Annotated in this window: 16 protein-coding genes; 11 read left to right on the plus strand and 5 right to left on the minus strand. The window is 41.5% G+C overall.

Going from position 1 to position 20,848, the window contains the following annotated elements; translation table 11 throughout:
- The coding region (locus KO534_RS19085; protein ID WP_215932206.1) for a DUF3718 domain-containing protein at nucleotides 1–206 on the plus strand (206 nt) is incomplete at its 5' end.
- 136 nt (nucleotides 207–342) lie between these two features.
- Here KO534_RS19085 and KO534_RS19090 read toward each other — a convergent pair.
- The 4 genes from KO534_RS19090 to KO534_RS19105 are packed head-to-tail and all read right to left on the minus strand — an operon-like array spanning nucleotide 343 to nucleotide 4,339.
- Nucleotides 343–1,317, minus strand: a complete 975-nt coding sequence (locus KO534_RS19090; RefSeq protein WP_215932208.1) for an NADPH:quinone oxidoreductase family protein — start codon at nucleotides 1,315–1,317, stop codon at nucleotides 343–345.
- A gap of 54 nt (nucleotides 1,318–1,371) precedes the next feature.
- The gene (locus KO534_RS19095) at nucleotides 1,372–2,406 is read right to left on the minus strand and encodes a phosphotransferase (protein ID WP_215932211.1); all 1,035 of its coding nucleotides are present in this window, start codon (nucleotides 2,404–2,406) and stop codon (nucleotides 1,372–1,374) included.
- Nucleotides 2,407–2,433: 27 nt separating this feature from the next.
- Nucleotides 2,434–3,648 carry an acyl-CoA dehydrogenase family protein gene (locus KO534_RS19100; protein ID WP_215932213.1) on the minus strand — a complete coding sequence of 405 codons (1,215 nt, stop codon included), beginning with the start codon at nucleotides 3,646–3,648 and terminating at the stop codon, nucleotides 2,434–2,436.
- A 13-nt stretch (nucleotides 3,649–3,661) separates the two neighbouring features.
- Nucleotides 3,662–4,339, minus strand: a complete 678-nt coding sequence (locus tag KO534_RS19105) for a histidine phosphatase family protein (protein WP_215932215.1) — start codon at nucleotides 4,337–4,339, stop codon at nucleotides 3,662–3,664.
- Between the two features lie 394 nt (nucleotides 4,340–4,733).
- On the opposite strand from KO534_RS19105, the gene KO534_RS19110 reads away from it, so the two are divergent.
- From KO534_RS19110 to KO534_RS19155, 10 genes are all read left to right on the plus strand, one after another.
- The gene (locus KO534_RS19110; protein ID WP_215932217.1) at nucleotides 4,734–7,325 is read left to right on the plus strand and encodes a TonB-dependent receptor; all 2,592 of its coding nucleotides are present in this window, start codon (nucleotides 4,734–4,736) and stop codon (nucleotides 7,323–7,325) included.
- A 279-nt stretch (nucleotides 7,326–7,604) separates the two neighbouring features.
- A complete protein-coding gene (locus KO534_RS19115; RefSeq protein WP_215932220.1) occupies nucleotides 7,605–10,115 on the plus strand; it encodes a TonB-dependent receptor in 2,511 nt (836 codons plus the stop codon).
- Between the two features lie 395 nt (nucleotides 10,116–10,510).
- Entirely contained in the window at nucleotides 10,511–11,782 is a 1,272-nt protein-coding gene (locus tag KO534_RS19120) for an efflux RND transporter periplasmic adaptor subunit (RefSeq protein ID WP_252732295.1), read from the plus strand.
- 25 nt (nucleotides 11,783–11,807) lie between these two features.
- Nucleotides 11,808–12,509: an ABC transporter ATP-binding protein gene (locus KO534_RS19125; protein WP_215932225.1), complete on the plus strand. Its 702-nt coding sequence runs from the start codon at nucleotides 11,808–11,810 to the stop codon at nucleotides 12,507–12,509.
- A 9-nt stretch (nucleotides 12,510–12,518) separates the two neighbouring features.
- Nucleotides 12,519–13,874 carry an ABC transporter permease gene (locus tag KO534_RS19130; RefSeq protein WP_215932227.1) on the plus strand — a complete coding sequence of 452 codons (1,356 nt, stop codon included), beginning with the start codon at nucleotides 12,519–12,521 and terminating at the stop codon, nucleotides 13,872–13,874.
- 79 nt (nucleotides 13,875–13,953) lie between these two features.
- Nucleotides 13,954–15,171 (plus strand): ABC transporter permease, encoded by a 1,218-nt coding sequence (locus KO534_RS19135; protein ID WP_215932229.1) that lies wholly within the window; start codon nucleotides 13,954–13,956, stop codon nucleotides 15,169–15,171.
- A 16-nt stretch (nucleotides 15,172–15,187) separates the two neighbouring features.
- A complete protein-coding gene (locus KO534_RS19140) occupies nucleotides 15,188–16,528 on the plus strand; it encodes a sigma-54-dependent transcriptional regulator (RefSeq protein WP_215932773.1) in 1,341 nt (446 codons plus the stop codon).
- Nucleotides 16,529–16,543: 15 nt separating this feature from the next.
- Nucleotides 16,544–17,872 carry a sensor histidine kinase gene (locus KO534_RS23790; RefSeq protein ID WP_215932232.1) on the plus strand — a complete coding sequence of 443 codons (1,329 nt, stop codon included), beginning with the start codon at nucleotides 16,544–16,546 and terminating at the stop codon, nucleotides 17,870–17,872.
- A 102-nt stretch (nucleotides 17,873–17,974) separates the two neighbouring features.
- Entirely contained in the window at nucleotides 17,975–19,411 is a 1,437-nt protein-coding gene (rimO, locus tag KO534_RS19150; RefSeq protein ID WP_215932234.1) for a 30S ribosomal protein S12 methylthiotransferase RimO, read from the plus strand.
- Between the two features lie 15 nt (nucleotides 19,412–19,426).
- Nucleotides 19,427–19,876 (plus strand): DUF2721 domain-containing protein, encoded by a 450-nt coding sequence (locus tag KO534_RS19155; protein WP_215932236.1) that lies wholly within the window; start codon nucleotides 19,427–19,429, stop codon nucleotides 19,874–19,876.
- Nucleotides 19,877–19,899: 23 nt separating this feature from the next.
- Here the strand turns inward: KO534_RS19155 and KO534_RS19160 are convergent, their stop codons facing one another.
- The gene (locus KO534_RS19160) at nucleotides 19,900–20,835 is read right to left on the minus strand and encodes an AEC family transporter (protein ID WP_215932238.1); all 936 of its coding nucleotides are present in this window, start codon (nucleotides 20,833–20,835) and stop codon (nucleotides 19,900–19,902) included.
- Nucleotides 20,836–20,848: the final 13 nt, after the last annotated feature.

Genomic DNA, 20,848 nt, shown 5'->3' on the forward strand with positions numbered 1-20,848 from the left:
ACACTGGTGTATCTTGTGGCGGTAACAGCCTTATTCGTACTGCGATGCTAAACAATGCAGTAGAAACAGGTACCTTGATGGTCAAAAAAATGCCTAAGGGTGACTTAAGCTCTCCAGAAAAAGACGGTAAAACTGTACTAGCTTGGGCGTCTGAAAATGGCTTAGATGCTTCTCCTATCGTGGCTGCATTAAACGACAGAATATAGGCTTAAAAGAATTGTTCTAGAACGAACTAAACGTTCAACATGGTGGGTGAGTAGCAATCTTTTTAAACAGAAGGTTACTTACCATAGAAAGACGGCCTCTTTGAGGCCGTTTTTTTATGTTCAGAAAGAGCTGTTACTAGGGCTTGAGTGTCATTTTTCCTTTGACTTCACGATTCATAACTTTGTTTAACGCATCCTTAGCATTTTCCAAAGGAACCACTTCGTCTACTATTACTTTGACTTTACCTTGCACATACCAAGTTAATAACTCTTTCATATTATCGGCAAAATCCTTAGGCTGATGTTGGGTAAACGAGCCCCAGAAAATCCCCATAACCGAGTAACCTTTAACCAAAGCCAAATTGACTGGAAACTCTGGGATAGTGCCACCAGCGAAACCAACCACTAGTAAACGACCGTTCCAAGCCATGCTTCGTGAGCACGCGTGAAATGTATCTCCGCCTACACATTCATATACCACATCAACACCTTTACCGTCGGTCACTTCTTTGATTGCCGTTTTTAAGTCAGTTTCGGTGTAGTTAATGAGAATATCCGCACCATTTGCTTTGGCCATATCCAACTTTTCTTGGGTTGAGCAAACGGCAATTACAGTGGCTCCCATTTCTTTACCTATTTGAACCGCCGCTAGACCTGTTCCGCCAGCAGCTCCTGTTACCAATAGAGTTTCACCGGGTTGAATCTGTGCGCGCTGTTTAAGCGCATGATGAGCTGTAGCGTGGGCTGTGACTAGTGCCGCAGCTTCATCATCAGGAATTTCATCAGGAATAGGCATAATGTGCGTGGCTGGGCACAGCACTTTTTCGGCATATCCCCCCAACATACACATAGCAATAACTCGCATACCCACTTTAAGGTGTGGTACGCCTTCGCCTATTTCACTAATGACGCCTGCAACTTCATTGCCTGGTACAAATGGAAAAGGAGGCTTCATTTGATACAAACCTTGTACCAATAACCCATCTGGAAAGTTCACCCCACATGCGGTTACGTCTACCACTACATGACCTTTCTTAGCAACAGGATCGGGTATATCTTTATATTGTAATTGTTCAACAGGGGCAAATTCTTCACATACTATAGCTTTCATTACATTCTCCGTGAAATATCTAGTATTTCAGCAAGCCCTTTTAGGCTTGCTGTTTTATTGAGTAAGTTTTAAGGCGTATTGAGCCAAAGGTTTAACAATAGCTCCAACGGCTTGGGCTTCTTTGTTCGACGCATTACCGTCTTCTGCTCGTTTTGCTACACCTTGAGCAATAGCAGCTAAGCGGAAGAAACTAAAAGCTAAATAGAAATTCCAATTATCGATTTTGTCGATGCCCACCAACTTACAATAAGCGTCAACGTATTCTTGTTCTTCTGGGATCCCCAACGGTGCTCTTTCAACACCACCTAACCCAGTCGCTTTACCGACATTTTCAGGCAACCTTAATTGCATACATTGATAGGCTAAGTCGGCATATGGATGACCTAAAGTCGACAATTCCCAATCTAAAACGGCTAATATTTTAGGCTCCGTTGGATGGAACATTAAATTGTCCATACGATAATCACCATGCACTAGGGATACTTTGCCATCATCTTCAGGCAAGTGTTTTTCTAGCCAAGCAATTAATTGTTCCATTTCAGGAATATCTTGAGTCTCTGACAACTTATATTGCTTACTCCAGCGACTAAATTGGCGCTCATAATAATTGCCAGGTTTGCCGTAATCGCTCAGACCAACTTTTTCGATATCAACACTATGCAACGCGGCCATTACTTCAACCATTTCCTGATACATTTGGCCGCGAATTTGTTTATCTGTAATAGTTGGTAATGCACTATCCCAAAAAACTCGCCCTTCGACATATTCCATGATGTAAAACATGCTGCCAATTACAGTTGTGTCTTCACAAAGATGATAGACCTTGGCGACTGGTACGTTAGAGTTTTCTAATGCAGCCAACACTTTGTATTCTCGATCAACCGCATGTGCTGACTTGAGTAACTTACCCGGTGGTTGTCGGCGCAATACATAAGACTGATTCGCAGTCTGTAGTTTAAAGGTAGGGTTTGACTGCCCACCTGCAAATTTTGTAGCAGTTACAGGCCCTTTAAAACCTGCAACATGTTGAGTCAAGTAATCTGCCAGAAGTTGCTCGTCTAGTTGATCAACTGAGCCTCTATCAGTCATAACATTTTCCTCTTTAACAAATTCATACTAAGCATTGGCATCTTTAATTAAGTTTCGGCCTAGTTGCATCATGTGCACTTCATCAGGGCCGTCAGCTAATCGAATGGTTCGAGCATAGGCATAAGTCGCCGCCAAAATGAAATCTTGGCTAGTGCCTGCTGCACCGTGCATCTGAATGGCTTGATCGATTACGTTACACGCCATTTTAGGTGCTACAATTTTGATCGCAGCGATGATATTTTTGCTTACTTTATTACCGTATCTGTCCATGTTGTCGGCCGCTTTTAGTGTCAACAAACGAGCTTGCTCGATGTCACAATGCATTTGAGCAATTCGTTCCCGAATTGACTGCTGTTTACTCAAAGGCTGACCAAACGCGATACGGTTTTCTACTCTTTCACATGCCAAATCTAAAGCTCGCTGAGCACAACCTATTAAACGCATACAGTGGTGTATTCTGCCAGGCCCTAAACGACCTTGGGCGATAGCAAAACCTTCCCCTTCTCCAACTAATAAATTGGCAGCAGGAACACGAACGTTATCAAATGAAACTTCAGCATGTCCAACAGGCTCATCATAATGCCCCATTGCGGCCATAGGTCGAATGACTGTGACACCTTTAGTATCCATAGGAACCAATATCTGCGATTGTTGTTGGTGACGGGGAGCAGACGTGTCTGTTTTACCCATAACTACCATAATTTTGCAGTTAGCATTCATCGCACCACTGGTATACCACTTCACACCGTTGATGACATATTCGTCACCATCACGGGTGATTGAAGTTTCAATATTTGTTGCATCAGATGAGGCTACAGCTGGCTCAGTCATAGCAAAAGCGGAACGAATTTCACCTTCTAATAGAGGGACTAACCATTTTTTCTTATCTTCTTCTGAACCGTATCGGGCCAATACTTCCATATTGCCAGTATCTGGAGCGCTGCAGTTAAAGACTTCACTGCTCCACATGACTCGTCCCATCAATTCACATAGTGGCGCGTATTCTAGGTTGCTGAGTCCGGCACCATAGGGTAAATATTCTTCTGGTAAAAACAGATTCCATAGTCCTGCGTCCTTTGCCTTCTGCTTAAGAGCCTCGATCATTGGAGGGGTTGACCAGCGGTTTGGGTTATTATGCACCGCGTCAATATATTCTTGTTCAACTGGATATATATGCTCATCCATAAATGCCTGTAAGCGGTCAATAAGGTTTTGGGATTTGTCAGAGTAATCAAAATTCATAGTTGTATTTCCTTTAGCTAAAGGTGATGGAGTCCAGTCTATCTGGACTGTCTAAATGAGGGATATTGTTAAAACTTGCTAAACGTATTGTGTTTTTGTTGAAGTAAAAATGGCTGATGCTGGTATTACGGACTTGCATATTAAGCTCTATTACTTGTTTGGCATCTAACCCTAAGACCAAACTCATTAACATCGAAATCGCACCACCAGAACTGACAATCAAAATAGGTTTGTCACTCTCCTGCTGACACACTTTATGCAGCGCGCTATGCACTCTCTCTCTAAAATCTGTCCAGCTTTCATCTAGAGATGCTTCATGCAATAAGCCTTCTGACCATGCATACATAGCTAGTTTCAATAATCGATAAAAGTCTGCGGGTTTAGGGTTGTCTGGTAAGTTACTTTGTGGGTTGGATGAGAGATAACTATCACCAATATTTTTAAAATTAAATTCATTGAAACCGGTATCTACCCTAACAATTGGCGCTTGATTTAACCCCAATATAATACCTTCTGCGGTTTCTTTATGACGGACCATGTCCCCCATAAATGCATGTGAAAACGAAATACTTCGTGATGTGAAGTATTCACCCAACCAACGTGCTTGTTGATGACCAAGCTCGCTTAATTTGTCGTAATTTTTAGCTCCAAAAGAAGCCTGTCCATGTCGGACCAAATAGAACTCAGACACGTACTCTCCGATAATTTGATAACCGCTGCGATAGTATTACCAATAGATCTATTAGTTGAATTTATTATTTTAATTAATTTACATTTCCTGTAATTATATCGGTGAAATCATCGACCATATTTCTTTCATCATTTGCTACTCAATCCTATTTTAATGACTTAATTCATCGGCATAAATGTTAAATTTGAGAAAGCGATTACAACGATTTATTGCAATTAGATTACGTTATTAACAAATAACGTACCAGCAGTTTACTTTTAACCAATATTCTTGATAAAGTTACAGGTCTGATGAGTTAAACCTTAGGGTTTGAACACTGCACTTAGATCCATATTACCCAATAGTATAAAAACCCAATATAGACTAGTAACACTAGCTAAAAAGAGATGCCATAATGCAACAGACACTCCCAAAACGTTTTACACTTTCTGCCCTATCAAGCATGGTTACATTATCCTTTGCTTTGGCAAACTCTGCGGCATTTGCACAAGAAGTGGAACAAGCAGCAGAACAAGAAGGACGCTTAGAAACCATTACTGTTACCGCGCAAAAAAGAGCACAAAATCTACAAGAAGTGCCGGTTTCTGTTACGGCTTTTACCGGAGATGAGATGGCCGAAGCGGTCATCAAAGATATGTACGACCTTCAAACCAATGTACCTGGTTTAGGAGCGTTTCAAAGCCAAAGTGCAACTAACTCAAGCTTCTCTATCCGTGGTGTAGGCACTTCATCGCAAAACTTTGGCTTGGAGTCATCCGTGGGTCTGTATGTTGACGGCGTTTATCGTGCTCGTCAAAATTCGATGATCAATAACCTTGTTGATGTTGCCACTGTAGAGGTATTACGTGGCCCCCAAGGCACACTTTTTGGCAAAAACACTCCCTCTGGCGCCATTCTTGTCAATACAGTTAAGCCTAGTCATGACGGTGGTGACGGTTTTGTTGAAGCTACAGTTGGCAACTACGGTTTGGTAAACTTGGCGGGGGCGGCGTCAATTTCCGCAATTGAAGACGTTTTAGCTTTTCGTGTCACAGCTTTTGGAAGCCAGCGAGATGGTACAATTAGCGATGTTAATTTAGGTGAAGATACACTTAATGATAGAAACCGTTGGGGCGCTCGGGTGCAAGCCTTGTATACGCCTTCTGATGAAGTATCTGTCCGTGTCATTGCTGATTATTCAGAAATAGACGAAATATGTTGTGGTGCGCCGGTGCAATTAAGCAACTTTGAAGCCACAGAATTACCAGGAGTATATGGTTCTGACGCTGCTTTACCTAGCCTAGGGGGTACAGTATTCCCAGGTGGGGATGCATTTTACGACCGCGAAGTAGCGGTATCATTTTTACCTGTTTCAACGATGACAGACAAAGGTCTATCTGCCGAGATCGACTGGGATCTTGATGACAACTTTACCCTTGTTTCAATCTCGGCCTACCGCAATTTTGAGTCTTTCGACAATATCGATGCTGATTTTACAGATGCAGATTTATTCGGAACCATTAACGATTCAACTCAAGAGTCTTTTTCCCAAGAAATACGATTGGATTATACTGGCGATAAAGTCAATTACATTTTAGGCGCCTACTACTTCACTCAAGAATTGGATTTAAATTACAGCTTATATACAGATTCCTTATTTAACGCATTTTTCATGTCCTCATTAGGCGGAGCACTTGACCCATTATTTGCTGGTTTAAACGACTTAAGTGCGTTAACCGGTGGATTTATTGCTCCTGCTGCTGAGGCGGCACCAGCAGGTACAGGGTTTGACCACGTTGCGGCGCAAGAGCACGAGAGTTACGCGGTATTTGCACAGTTTGACTATCAGTTTACCGATGAACTGACACTTACTGCTGGTATTCGTTACACAGATGAATCTAAAGACTTAGCAACTGAATTCAGTGAAAACCTAGCAAACGGTGAAGACTTCCCTACTTTCTTTTCATCCACAACTGAACTAGCCATAGGCGGCGCAGCCGCAGGTGCCGCGTTAGGTAACATAGCAGCAGCTTTAACCGCAGGAGAAGCGCCGACGTCAGCTGATTTAGAAGCAATCAGACCATTTCAGACTCTAGGTTGGGGATTTAATGCTTTAGGCACAACCACTGCAGCTCGCCCTAATATTGTAGAAACATTAGCTGATGACCAAGTTACGGGAACAGTTAAATTAAGCTGGCAGCCAAATCGCGATACCTTAGTATATGGCTCGTTCGGTACAGGTTACAAATCTGGCGGCACCAATACTGACCGGATTTCCGATGGTTTTGACCCTGTATTTAACGCTGAGACCTCTGAATCCTTTGAAGTAGGTATTAAGAAAGATATTCGTGATTACGATTTACGCGTAAATGCTGCAGCTCATTACACAACTGTTGAAGATTTCCAAGCAAATACCTTTACAGGTAATGGCTTTAATCTACAAAACGCCGGGGATTATGAAATTTCTGGTTTCGAAGTTGAAGCCACTTGGGTACCGATAGATAGCCTTGAAGTCAATTTCGCATGGGCCTTTGTTGATGCTGAGTATAAAACCTTTAAAGGTGGAAACTGTTGGGTAGCTTATACCTTCCATACTGGCATTGACGACCCAGGTCGCCAAAACCCAACGGATCAATTTTGTGATCGTTCAGGTGACCGACCCGGTGGCGAGCCCGAAAACTATGCAGTCATAAGTGTCAAGAAAGACTTCGAAATAGCTGATGGTGTATATAGTTATTTGCAAGGCGACGTTAGCCACACCAGTGAGGTAGTGTTAGACGGCAGTAACGATCCATACGCGATTCAAGATGCATACAATATAGTAAATTTAAGGTTCTTTATGAACTTTGAAGAATCGGATATGGATGTCATCGTTTGGGCCCGTAATCTTCTTGACGAAGAATACATCAACCGCACTAACTTTAACGCCCCGTTGCAATCCGGGAAGTTAAACGCTTATATGGCTGAGCCAGCTACCTTTGGTGTGACCGTGAAAAAACGTTTTTAGATCACGCTAAATAATATGCATTATCACCAAGCCGGCTTTAGCCGGCTTTTTTATTTACCCATTGCGGGACTTAACAACCTGTAAATTCCAATGCATAAATGTGACCTATATTGTTCAATCACGTTTTTCCATTAACATTTACATAACCAATCATTTACTTTCATCTTATATTCTTGCTAAAGTTACAGGTCTGATGAGTGGACCTTTGGCTTCAAAGCTGTTTCGGGATTCACTGTTTGTCATTTTTTTTAACAAGAAAGTCAAAATAGAGAAACGTCAATGAATAAAAATTCCAACAATAATCTCCCGCGTGCAAGTAGAGTATTCAAAAAAACACTATTAATGTCTGCGATTTTAGGTGCTCTAGGTACCACTAGCATTCATGCCCAAGAAAGTGACACTGCTGAGGCAGACGAGGGAGGCATTGAGCGAATTTTTGTCACGGCCTCAAAACGTCAAACAGGTTTACAACAAACTCCAATAGCCGTCTCGGTAACCAGTGGCGAAACTGTAGAACAAGCCAAGGTGTTGGATATTGGTGATTTACAAGTGTTAGTGCCTACCTTAAGAGTGACACCACTGCAGCGTTCAATAAACACAGGTTTTTCTATTCGTGGCTTTGGTAACGGAACTAATAACACAGGTATAGAGCCTTCAGTAGGCGTATTCATTGACGGTGTTTATCGTTCACGTGCCGCCGCTTTAATTGGTGACTTACCTAAATTACAACAGATTGAAGTATTAAGTGGCCCACAAAGCACTTTATTTGGTAAGAATGCCTCTGCTGGTGTAATCAGTGTGCGTACTGGCGGACCATCGTATGATATGGAAGGCAAAGTGGAAGCCAGCATTGGCAATTACAACCAACAACTGGTTCGTGGTTACTTTTCAAATGGTATCACTGACAATTTAGCATTCAGTGTCTCTGGCGGTATGAATACCCGTGATGGTTATACCGACAGTATTTCTGGACTTGGAAAAATTAATGATCGAGATCGTTGGAATCTTCGTGGTCAACTTTTGTTTGAACCAACCGAAGACGCAACCTTCCGTTTTATTGCTGATTACAGTGAAATTGACGAATCTTGCTGTACCACAGCTGGTTATGAAAATGGACCAACAGCCGCTGCTGTTCAGGCGCTTGGCGGATTAGTTACCTCTGATGAGGACCCATTTTCTTATGAATCTGCGCTAAATAACGATCCAACAAACTTTGTAGAAGACAGTGGAGTTTCGTTGCAAGCAGATATTGATTTTGATGGATTTACATTCACATCAATTTCAGCCTACCGAATCAACGATTCTGGATTCAAAAATGATGTTGATTTTACTTCTTTGGACATACTTGTAGAAGAAGCCAACGTTGAAATTGACACCTTTACTCAAGAATTCCGTTTAACCTCTACAGGTGATAGTAAACTGGATTGGATGGTGGGTGCGTTTTACTTCGACGAAAACGTAGATACCACTGGTGACGTATTAACATACGGCACTATGGCCAGACCTTATTTTGATGTGTTGAATTCATTTACGCCTTCAACAAACGGACTATTTGATACCTTAGAAGCACTGTACCCTGCACTTAACTCAGGGGATATTTTGGGCGCAGGCAGTACAATAGGTAATGACTTTATCCAAAAGAACGAAGCCTATTCATTATTTGTTAACTTTGATTATCACATCACCGACGACTTTACTGCGACTTTAGGAGTAAGTTACACCAAAGATGAAAAAGACATTACCCTTGAGTCAGAAAATACCGACGCGCTTTCGCAGGTTGATTTCAACAATGACCTGACTGTTTATGGTGTGCCACTTTACCAAGTATTTATGGGCCAAGGAATGTCCGAAGCAGTTGCTTTAGGTACAGTTGAAGCGTTAAAAGCCTACCAATTTCAACCGCAAATGTTAGAACTACCAAATGACGCCGAAGCCAATTCTACTAGTGATGACAAAATCACTTGGTCGCTTCGTGGTGCCTATACTATTAACAAAAATGTGAACGTCTTCGCTACCGCAGCTACGGGTTTTAAAGCCTCATCATGGAATTTGTCTCGAGACTCACGTCCGTTCCCTTCTGACCAAGCCGCAATAGAAGCTATCCCTAGCTTACAATTACCTAACCAATCTTACGGTACACGTTATGCTGCTCCTGAAGAAGCAACTGTATATGAATTAGGTATAAAATCTAACTTCTCAAACGTATCGTTTAACGCCACAATTTTTGACCAAACTATCGAAGGTTTCCAATCAAGTACCTTCTTAGGAACAGGTTATGTGTTGTCTAATGCGGGTGAACAAAATACTCGAGGCATCGAATTCGACTCAACTTTCCGAGCGACAGATGAAATAACCTTAACGCTAGCGGGTACTTTCTTAGACCCCGAATATGTATCATTTGTTGGTGGACAGGATGAAAATGGCCCGGCTGATTTATCTGGTACCCAAGTTCCAGGTATTCATGAGCAAAGTATTGTTGCTGGTGCTAAATATGACTTTGAGTTTGACAACGGAATGTACGGATATGTGCGTGCCGATTATATCTATGAAAGCGAAACTCGAGTGGTAGGTAATATAAACCCAGATGTTACCCGTGAAGTTAACACCCTAAACCTTAGTACGGGTCTGAACTTTGAAAACGGCGTCACTCTGCAGTTTTACGTGCGTAACGTAACGAATGATGAATATTTCCTTTCAGCGTTCCCACGTCCAATTCAAACTGGAAGCATACAAGTTTATCCAAATCAGCCAAGAACATTTGGCGCAAGTATCTCTTACATGTTTGAATAAGTACCCAAACAGAAAAACTAGAAAAGCCTAAGCCGGCATTTTGCCGGCTTTTTCGTTTGTACTACATATTTAAACTTTCAACAACTTAAGTTATAAACCATCACCCCTTGTTTAGATAACACTAAACAGCGTTCAATTAATGCCGTCCTCTCTCCCTGCATATAAGCATCTAAACTAGCGCATTGTCTATCACACTGCCTCTTTTGTATTTACTACTTGTTCGCTATGTGTTCGCCAAGTGTCCGGTCGCCACTAACGCCCACAAAAAAAACGCAAACCATTGTTATAAATGACTATTTTTAGTTGGCAAGGCTTTTGCAAAACATGACTTAGAGCATAAAAATTTATGAAAAACATCGGTAACTGATAAAAAGTTTGAGGGCAATACAGTGAATATGCGAAGTACATCGGGACAAGATAGAGTCATAGAAAAAGCCACTATGCCTTATAAAAAAACAATAGTGAGCATTGCTTTGTTGCTAGTAGTTGTTATCGCATTGGTTTATGTGTGGCCTAGTTTGTCTCGGCTTTTTAACGCTGACCAAACCATATCTCAATCACAATTACGCTTTGCTAAAGTGCAAATCGGCGACTTACAGCGTGACGTTTCAGTACAAGGAAAAGTCATTGCAGCCAATAGCCCAACAGTATTCGCCCCTTCATCTGGTATTGTGAGCTTAGAAATTAAAGCGGGAGATAAAGTACAACAAGGGCAAGTATTGGCTTCAATTTACAGCCCCGAATTGACAAACCAACTCTCACAAGAAGAATCAACCTATGAACAATTAGGCATAGAGGTAGGCCGTCATAAAATTCAAATTAAGAGTTCGCTACTTAACAATCAACAAGCCATAGAACTTGCGTTAGTCAATTTAGAAGCATCCAAAGTAGAAAAAAATCGCGCGGAATTAAGTATTCAGGACTCGTTGATCAGTCAACGAGAACTAGAAGAAAAAGTTGCGGTGTTTAAACGTGCCGACCTTGCGTATCGCCACGCATTACAAAATCATCAATTACAAAAAGAAACCATGGAGTTCGACCTCAAAAGCAAACAATCCCAACTCGAACGTCAGGAATTTGTAGTAACAGACCTACGTAGGCAAGTGAAAAATTTGTCTATCACCTCTCCTACCAGTGGAATCATCGGTAGTGTCAACATACGTGAAAAAGACACGGTTGCGCTCAATGCGCCCCTTCTTACCATTATTGACCTGAGCATTTTTGAAGTGGAAGTCATGATCCCCGAAAACTATGCAGATGATTTAGGCATTGGTCTTAAAACAGAAATAAATTTCAACGGCCAAACTCACCTAGGTGAGGTGACCGCTATTTCACCAGAAGTATTTGAAGGACAGGTAGTTGGCCGTATCCGTTTCGAAAAATCTGACGTAGCAGGGTTACGCCAAAATCAAAGAGTCACGGCCAGGGTGTTAATTGAATCGAAAGAAAACGTACTTAAGGTAAAACGAGGCGCATTTGTTGAATCAGGTGGCGGACGTATCGCATATGTCGTCAACAATCAAAGTGCCCGCAAACGCAGTATTCAGCTAGGCGCCAGAAGCATAGGCGAAGTGGAAGTGTTAAGCGGCCTCGAACAGGGAGATGAAATCATCATATCGAGTATTTCCCAATTTAACGCAAGCGAATTAATCAATATTACTAATTAATCACAATGATGGCAGGAGAACTTACATGTTAAAAATGGAAAACGTTAGCAAAATTTATCGTACCAACTTAATCGAAACCCATGCGTTGCGTAAAGTTGACTTGCACATCGGAGCCGGCGAATTTGTGTCAGTAACCGGACCTTCAGGGTCAGGTAAAACCACTTTTTTGAACTTAGCGGGCTTGCTAGAAACCTTTGAAGAAGGCGACTTTTATTTAGATGGTCAAAACGTTAAAGGTTTAAACGACAATCAACTTTCAGAGCTAAGAAATGAAAAAATAGGCTTCATTTTTCAAAGTTTTAACCTTTTGCAAGAATTACCTCTATTTGACAATGTAGATGTCCCACTACGTTATCGAGGTTTTAACGCCAAAGAACGCAAAGACCGTATCGAAAATGCCCTAGAAATTGTTGGTTTATCGTCACGTATGCAACACCTTCCTACGCAACTTTCAGGAGGGCAACAACAACGTGTTGCCATCGCTAGGGCTATTGCAGGGCAACCCAAATTTTTGCTTGCAGATGAACCGACCGGTAATTTGGACTCATTGATGGCGCAGCAAGTTATGGAGCTGCTAGAAAAAATTAATCAACAAGGCACCACCATTATTATGGTGACTCATGATGATCAACTTGCCCGCAGAGCACATCGCAATATCCAGATATTTGACGGTCAGGTTAGTGACTTAGCCCAAGATCAAACCGACGTATTAATTAAATCAGAATAGGAGCCTAAAATGTTTGCCTATAATCTAAAGTTGGCTTTTAAAAGCCTCAACGATAGACCTTCCTTGACTATTCTGATGGTAGCGGCCATAGCCGTCGGTCTGGGTTTATTTATGACTATGTTAACCTTAAGTCACCAAGCTGGGAAAATACCCATGCCACACATCAGTAAACAGATTCATTTGGTGCAATTAGACAATCGCGAAGTGACAGCGGATGAAGCGGAAAATTTCAACCAGATGGTAGATCTCACCTACCAAGATACTCAAAATTTACTCAAGCTACCTAGCGCAGGTGTAGAACAAACTTTAGCATGGAATACCAATGGTATTTTAAATGTCGAAGAGCAAGAAATTCAGCCACAACGTTCGTCAGTAGTGGCAACAAATCAGGCGTTTTTTACCATGTTCGAAGTGCCATTTTTATATGGCGAAGGTTGGGATAGCGATGCTGATCAATTTTCTCAAGCGGTCATTGTATTAAGTAAAAAAAGCAACGACTATTTGTTTGGTGGCATCAACAGTGTAGGTAAACAAGTGCGACTAAACACTCATGTGTTAACCGTTATAGGTGTACTAGACGACTGGTTTTTAGCGAGAAAATTCTATGACCGCAGTTATTATCAAGCTTGGCCCGACCAAGCATTTATTCCCAGTAATTTTGCGTTTGATAGCGACTTACCCCGTAACGCCCGATTTGACTGTTGGTCAACTACCACTAATCCAGGTAAATTTCGCACTAACTACCTAACTGAATTAAAAACCTCTGAATGTGCATGGATCACCTTCTGGGCGAAACTTCCCAACCATAATTTGGAGGACTATAAAACCCAGCTTGGTCAATATATCGACTCCCAAAAACGTCTAGGTCGTTTTCCCCGGGAAAACCAATATTTTTTAACCAACATAAACGATCAACTTGAGGTGATTAGTAACATGATCGGAAGAGAGCAAATGCTCGGTGTAATCAGTTATATGTTTTTCGCAGTGTGTCTAATTAACGCGGTCAGTATCTTACTGGCCAAGTTTATGCGTCGTACCAAAGAAGTCAGCTTACGTAGAGCGTTAGGCGCTAAAAAGCGCACTATTTTGCAGCAGCATCTAATCGAAGTAGTTTTTATTGGCATCATTGGCGGATTATTCGGCATTTTGTTCAGCTACATTGGTTTGCAAGCCATGTTGCGAGTCAGTTTGTACGCAAGTGATTACGTACGCACTGCCGCAGACCTCATGCCTTATCACCAGATGGACTGGGAAATGATAATGATGGCATTTACTGTATCAGTTAGCTGTACCCTACTAGTGGGTTTATATCCGATATGGCGCATTTGTAATGTTTCGCCAGCCAGTCAACTAAAAGCTCAATGATTGATTTATCTCTTTACTTTTCCTCTTTATACAGACTGCTAGTTGATTCACTAGCAGCAACAAAAATTAGGTGAACAAAATGGAAATTAAACCCATATTTTTAAGTATCAAACACAACAAAGCCATAGCAATGTTAGTGATTATCCAAGTAGCAATCACACTTACCGTGTTGAGCGGATCGCTATTAATGACAACTTCAACCCTAAAAGAATGGAACTTACCTTCAGGTATTCCTCACAATAATATTATCTCTGCAGTCCCGGAGTTTTATGACTTGGAGGTTGACGTTCGTCAAAGTTTGGTAGACGACTTAGCACGAATAGAAGCAATAACAGAGGTAATCAATGTCAGTCCCGTTACTCAGCGGCCTTTTGACGCTCAAGGTATCCAAACAATCTATCTTGAAGCATCAGCCGAAGCCCAAGAATACGAAACGAATATATTTACTGGAGATGCCAATTTACCTGAAGTATTGCAGCTATCGCTAATTGAAGGACGCTTTTTTAGGGAAGATGAAATTGTAGTAGGTCAGCGAGATGAACTACCTGCCATGCCACCTATAGTCATGATTAGCGAAGCTATGGCAAAGGTGTTATTTCCGGATAACAACGCCCTCGGTCAAACCATTTGGTTGGAAAAAGGTGCGGCCCCCGCAGAAATAATAGGCATATATAGCAACTTTATGAATGGTGAAAACCTCAACTATTTTGGTCAGTCCTATCGAACCATATTACAACCACTTGTAACTTGGCAAAACCGTGCCGATCCTAGTTATCTAATACGAGTCGAAGATGGCATGGCCGATGGATTGCTCGAAACCATACGTAATCAACTCTACAAAGTGGACGGGCGTTATGTTAATCGCGTAGAGGTATTAACACGCACGCAAAAACGCATGTATGATGGCCGCGGTAGCCATGCAATTATGTTGTTGGTGATAAGCTCAGTATTGTTACTCATTACCGCATTTGGCATGGCTGGACTGGTTTCGTTTTTAGTCACTCAAAGACAAAAACAAATTGGTACTAGGCGCGCATTAGGCGCCAAAAAATGGGATGTGGTTCGTTATTTCATGTTAGAAAACGGGGTACTCACCACGATAGGAATAGTGATAGGTTTAGTGTTGAGTATTGCATTTGCATTTGTGCTGACTGAAGATAGTGGTGTCAATATTCTTGATATGAGTTATATTTTCGCCACTGCATTTTTTATCATATTGGTCAATCAGTTAGCTGTATATCTACCGGCAAAAAAAGCAGCCAACGTGGCGCCTGCGATTGTCACTAGATCAGCATAAGAGTATCCGTAAAGACATGAAAGCCAACATTCTCATCATCGACGACAATCAAGATATTGTCCAAGCATTGCAGGTATTGTTTACTATCAATAACATGCAATGCGGCTTGGCCTATTCGCCACAAGACGGCTTAGCAATGCTGCAACAACATCATTTTGATTTGATCATCCAAGACATGAACTTTACTGCTGATACCACGTCAGGTGAAGAAGGCATGCAGTTGTTTAACGATATACGCCAAATCAATCCAGATATTCCGATTATATTAATCACTGCGTGGACGCATCTTGAAACAGCCGTCGAACTAGTTAAATCAGGTGCTGCCGACTACCTAGCCAAACCTTGGAATGATGACAAATTATTAATCACAGTGAATAATTTACTGGAACTAAATGAACTTCAAGACCAGCAACGGCAAAGTGCAAAACGCAAACAAAACCAACAAATACAGTTAGAACAGCAGTACAACTTATGTGGCATGCAATTTCGCAGCGACGCCATGCTACAACTATTACAAATGGCCACCCAAGTTGCCGCAGCAGATGTGCCGATATTAATAACCGGACCTAATGGCTCGGGTAAAGAAAAAATAGCTGAAGTAGTTCAAGCTAACTCTAGCTGTAAAAATGGGCCTTTTATAAAGGTCAACGTAGGCGCCCTGTCCCAAGACCTGCTCGAAGCCGAACTTTTTGGTGCTGAAGCTGGTAGTTATACGGGTGCCAACAAAACACGAATCGGTCGCTTTGAGAGGGCCAATGGCGGAACATTGTTTTTGGATGAAATAGGTAATTTGTCCATACAAGGCCAAGCCAAGTTATTGCGAGTATTAGAAACCGGTGAATTTGAACGTATTGGTGGCAGTCAAAGCATTAAGGTGTCAGTCAGGATCATCAGCGCCACCAATACTGATATTCCAAAAGCGATACAAAACGGTAGTTTCAGAGAAGATTTGTACTACAGACTCAATGTCATCAACTTAAAGTTAGCACCATTAAATGAACGTAAAGAGGATATTTTCCCTTTAGTTGACACTTTACTCCAAGGTGATTATCAACTCAGCTCAGCAAGCCGAGAGATGTTATTAATCCATGATTGGCCTGGCAATATAAGGGAGTTATTGAACACTATAAAACGTGCGCAGCTTTTATGTGTCGACGGCATCATAACCGAACAACATTTAGGCATAGAGTTAATAAAAACAAACAAACTTAGCCCCAAAGAAGACGTCACCGAACAAGACGTAGTGACCGCAATTAGATCATCAAGTGGTGTCATTTCAGATGCAGCCAAATCACTAGGTTTAAGCCGCTCCGCGTTTTATAGACGTATGAAGAAGTTTGATATAAAAGATGTATAAAGGCATTCGAACACAGTGAAAAAACATACTAGCCTCAGAAAACACTTAGTCAGCAATGTATTGTTGGTGATGGTGATCCAGCTAATTTTACTGGTATTTGTGTGGCAAACTATGTCCAACCCTAACCTATGGATATCAGGGCTTCTAATAATTGGAAATGCCGTGATCCTCTGGGTGGTGGTCAACGCGTTAAAACCCATCAGTGAAGTATTACACGCACTAGATATTGGTGTGAACTCCTTTAATGACAAAGACTTCAGTATCACCATTGAAAAACAACAATACACTGAATTTAGCTCAATAATTAACATCTATAATGATTTAGCAAAAATCATGCGTGATGAACGTATGGCGATTTACCAAAGAGAATTGTTGCTCGACACCGTGATTCAATCTACGCCTGTCGCACTCATATTAACCGATAATCATGATCATATTGTTTATAGTAACCACGCCGCAAAAACGCTGCTAAATCAGAAGAAAAGCTTAGAAGGCATGAGTTTTGTGGATATATATCAACATATGCCACAAGCGCTGATGGAAGCGACAGCCAATAAACAAGACGGCCTGGTCACTGAAAAACTAAACGACGAAACCATTGTATACCACTTGAATTATCAGGCATTCACTTTAAATAAACAGCAACACAATCTGTATTTATACAAAAACCTCACCTCTGACATGTCACGTAAAGAAAGTGAGATTTGGAAACAAGTGATCCGTTTAATCAGTCACGAACTAAACAACTCACTGGCACCAATTAGTTCACTGACCAACTCTGCCAAAAAAATTATTGTCTCTGGCGACAATCTACATATGTTGCCCGATATGTTAGACACCATCTCAAGGCGCAGCGCGCACCTACATCAATTTATTGAACAGTATGCTCACTTTGCTCGATTACCCAAGCCACATAAAATACAGGTAGAACTCAGACCTTTTATTCAAACTATTTCACAATTATGTGCCGTTGAAACCGTTACTCGATTTGAAGCGGATAACTTGTTTTGCGACCCAGCACAGATTGAACAAGTATTGATAAACCTGATTAAAAATGCCAAAGAATCAGGTTCAGCTTTAAATGGGGTTTTGCTGGAAATATATCAATCTTCTCAGCACCTTACCTTCGCTGTCAGCGACCAAGGTAAAGGCATGACGGAACAACAACTTCTACAAGCAATATTACCTTTTTACACCACAAAATCTAAAGGAACGGGCGTAGGGTTAGCACTTTGTAACGAGATAGTCATTGCCCACGGCGGTAAACTCAAACTCGAGAATCAAAAACAAGGGGGTTTAAAAGTCGCTTTCACCTTGGCCCTTGCAACTAAAAGCCAAGCCTAAATTCACAGATTTTATGTACCTCCAAATAAAACAGCACTTCCCCTGCCTTCAACGCCTTAGTTAACGTATAATTGCGGCAATTAAAGCGTTTAAGACAACATCATGACAGTAGAAACCTATACCCCAAACAATACCACTACCTTAGAAACACCCGTTAAAGTATTGGAAGACAGCCCTGTTAACAAAGCCAACGGCACTAAAATTGGTTTTGTTAGCCTCGGCTGCCCTAAAAACCTAGTAGACTCAGAGCGTATTTTGACGCAACTGCGCACTGAAGGTTACGACGTTGTGCCGACCTACAACGATTCAGATTTAGTGATTGTGAACACTTGTGGGTTTATCGATTCTGCCGTACAAGAGTCATTGTACACTATTGGCGAAGCGTTAAATGAAAACGGTAAAGTCATAGTTACCGGTTGTTTGGGTATTAAGGAGGACGAAATACGTGAAGTTCACCCCAACGTATTAGCTATTACTGGCCCTCATGCATACGAAGAAGTGGTGAATCAAGTACATGAACATTTACCGCAGCCTGAACATAATCCGTACTTAAATTTGGTACCAGATATTGGGGTTAAACTTACCCCCCGTCATTACGCTTATTTGAAAATATCAGAAGGCTGCAATCACAGATGTACTTTTTGTATTATTCCTTCAATGCGCGGCGATTTAGTCAGTCGTCCAATTGGCAGTATTTTGGATGAAGCTAAAAGACTTAAGAATGCCGGTGTAAAAGAATTATTGGTGATTTCGCAAGATACCAGCGCTTACGGCGTAGACGTAAAAAACAAGACTGATTTTTGGGATGGCATGCCGGTCAAAACCGATATGAAAACCCTATGTGAGAAACTCGGTGAAATGGGGATGTGGGTGCGCTTACATTATGTCTACCCCTACCCTTCTGTTGACAAGATCATGCCAATGATGGCCGAAGGTAAAATCTTGCCCTACTTGGATATTCCGTTTCAACATGCCAGTCCGCGAATTTTGAAACTAATGAAACGCCCAGCTGCCGCAGAACGCACTATGGAACGCATTAAGGCATGGCGCAAGGTATGCCCAAACATTGTTATTCGTTCGACCTTTATTGTCGGTTTCCCTGGAGAAACCGAAGAAGACTTTCAAATGTTGTTGGACTTTTTAGATGAAGCCCAGCTTGAACGGGTTGGCTGTTTTAAATACTCAGATGTGGAAGGTGCTAAAGCCAACAACTTACCCGACCCGGTCAGTGAAGAAGTAAAACAACAACGTTACGACCGTTTTATGCAAAAGCAATCACAAATTAGTACTGACAAATTAAAGTCAAAAATTGGCTTAGAATACCAAGTCATTATCGACGAAGTCACCCCAGAAGGTGCAGTAGGTCGTTGTTACGCCGACGCTCCCGAAATAGATGGCAATGTACATTTAACCGACGAATTTGACGTAGCGCCAGGCGATATTATCTGGGCGCAAATCATTCACAGTAACGAATATGATTTGTGGGCAGTAAAAGTCGAAGATGAAGATGAAGATAAAGACGATATCGAATCAGCTTAAAAAGGGACGATAACTATGGACGCGACTGTTACCGATTTAGCCCAAACCATACAAATTGTGGTGGCACCGATTTTTATGTTAACCGGCATCGCTGGTTTCTTAAATGTTATGTCTGGGCGTCTAGGTCGAATAGTTGACCGCGCTAGGATCATGGAACGTCGCGTTCATACAATCAAAAATCCAGAGTTTCTCGAGCAATCAGAAAAAGAACTTAAGAACCTGTGGCGCAGGATCACCTTAATCAATCGTTCGATTGGTCTGTGTACGGCATCAGCATTGTTTGTTTGTGCGGTAGTCGTTTTTTTATTCTTAGGGGATTTTTGGACCTACAGTTTGAGCGAAATCATAGTCACTCTTTTTATAGTGGCATTATTTTTACTGATATTTGCATTGTTAACATTCTTAAAAGAAGTGCAACTCGCCACTAGAACCTTACAAATAGGTAAAGAAATGTTTGATGATTAACCCCATCAATCAATAACGACACATTAAACCCATTGTAATTCTCGTAATAAAAATAGACCAAGAGTTGAACTAACAATCGACATCAGTGTGCTGCCAGCGATAATGGCGGCAGTTAGATGATAATCCCCTCCAATACTTCTAACCATAGGATAAGCCGCTGCAGCGGTGGGTGCAGCGGTCATCATAAAAAGTACTCCAAGTTGCACATCTCTAAGTCCCAAATAGAAACCCAACACAGTGGCTACCACTGGAATAAACACTATTTTACTGCTTATTGCCCAATACAGTAATTTTGATGAACGAAACTCTTGCCATCGAATAGTTGCACCCACACATAACAACGCCAAAGGCAGGGTCATTTTTGCTAAATAGTTGCCCGTATCTAATATTAGTTTAGGAAGTTGTAGTGGTAACAAGGCCACTATTATTGCCAAGAAAATGGCAATAGCTAGAGGGTTTGTAAACACACTTCTCGCCACTTCTTTAACATTAGGTGCTTTTTCTTGGTGATAATACAAAGTTAATATCGAAAAAATATTTAAAGGTACCACCAGCACAGCTAAATACATTGATGCAATAGCCAAAGCTGACTCACCAAAGGCATTCACAGATAGCGCTAAACCAATTATCGCCATGTTACCTCTGCATGCTCCTTGCACAAAGGCACCTCTGGCTAATTTGTTAGTTATGCCATAAGCCATAAAATGAAAGAAGCCAAAAGCCGCTGTCATGACTATGCCAGCGAACACCATCAAAAAGGTTGGAAAATGATCGGTTAAGTTAGTAGTCGCAATACTCACAAACAATAAGCAAGGTAGCGTAAGGTTAAAAACTAATTCAGAGCCCGATTTAGCAAATTCGTCGCTGATCCAACCAATTCGTTTTAACAGGATCCCCAAACCAATAATCAAACTAATAGGCAAAGTCACGTCTAACGCGTAAGCCAATGAATCAAACATCTATTTTTACCTT

It is taken from the genome of Paraglaciecola arctica (assembly GCF_018861065.1).
GTDB classification, from domain to species: Bacteria; Pseudomonadota; Gammaproteobacteria; order Enterobacterales; family Alteromonadaceae; genus Paraglaciecola; species Paraglaciecola arctica_B.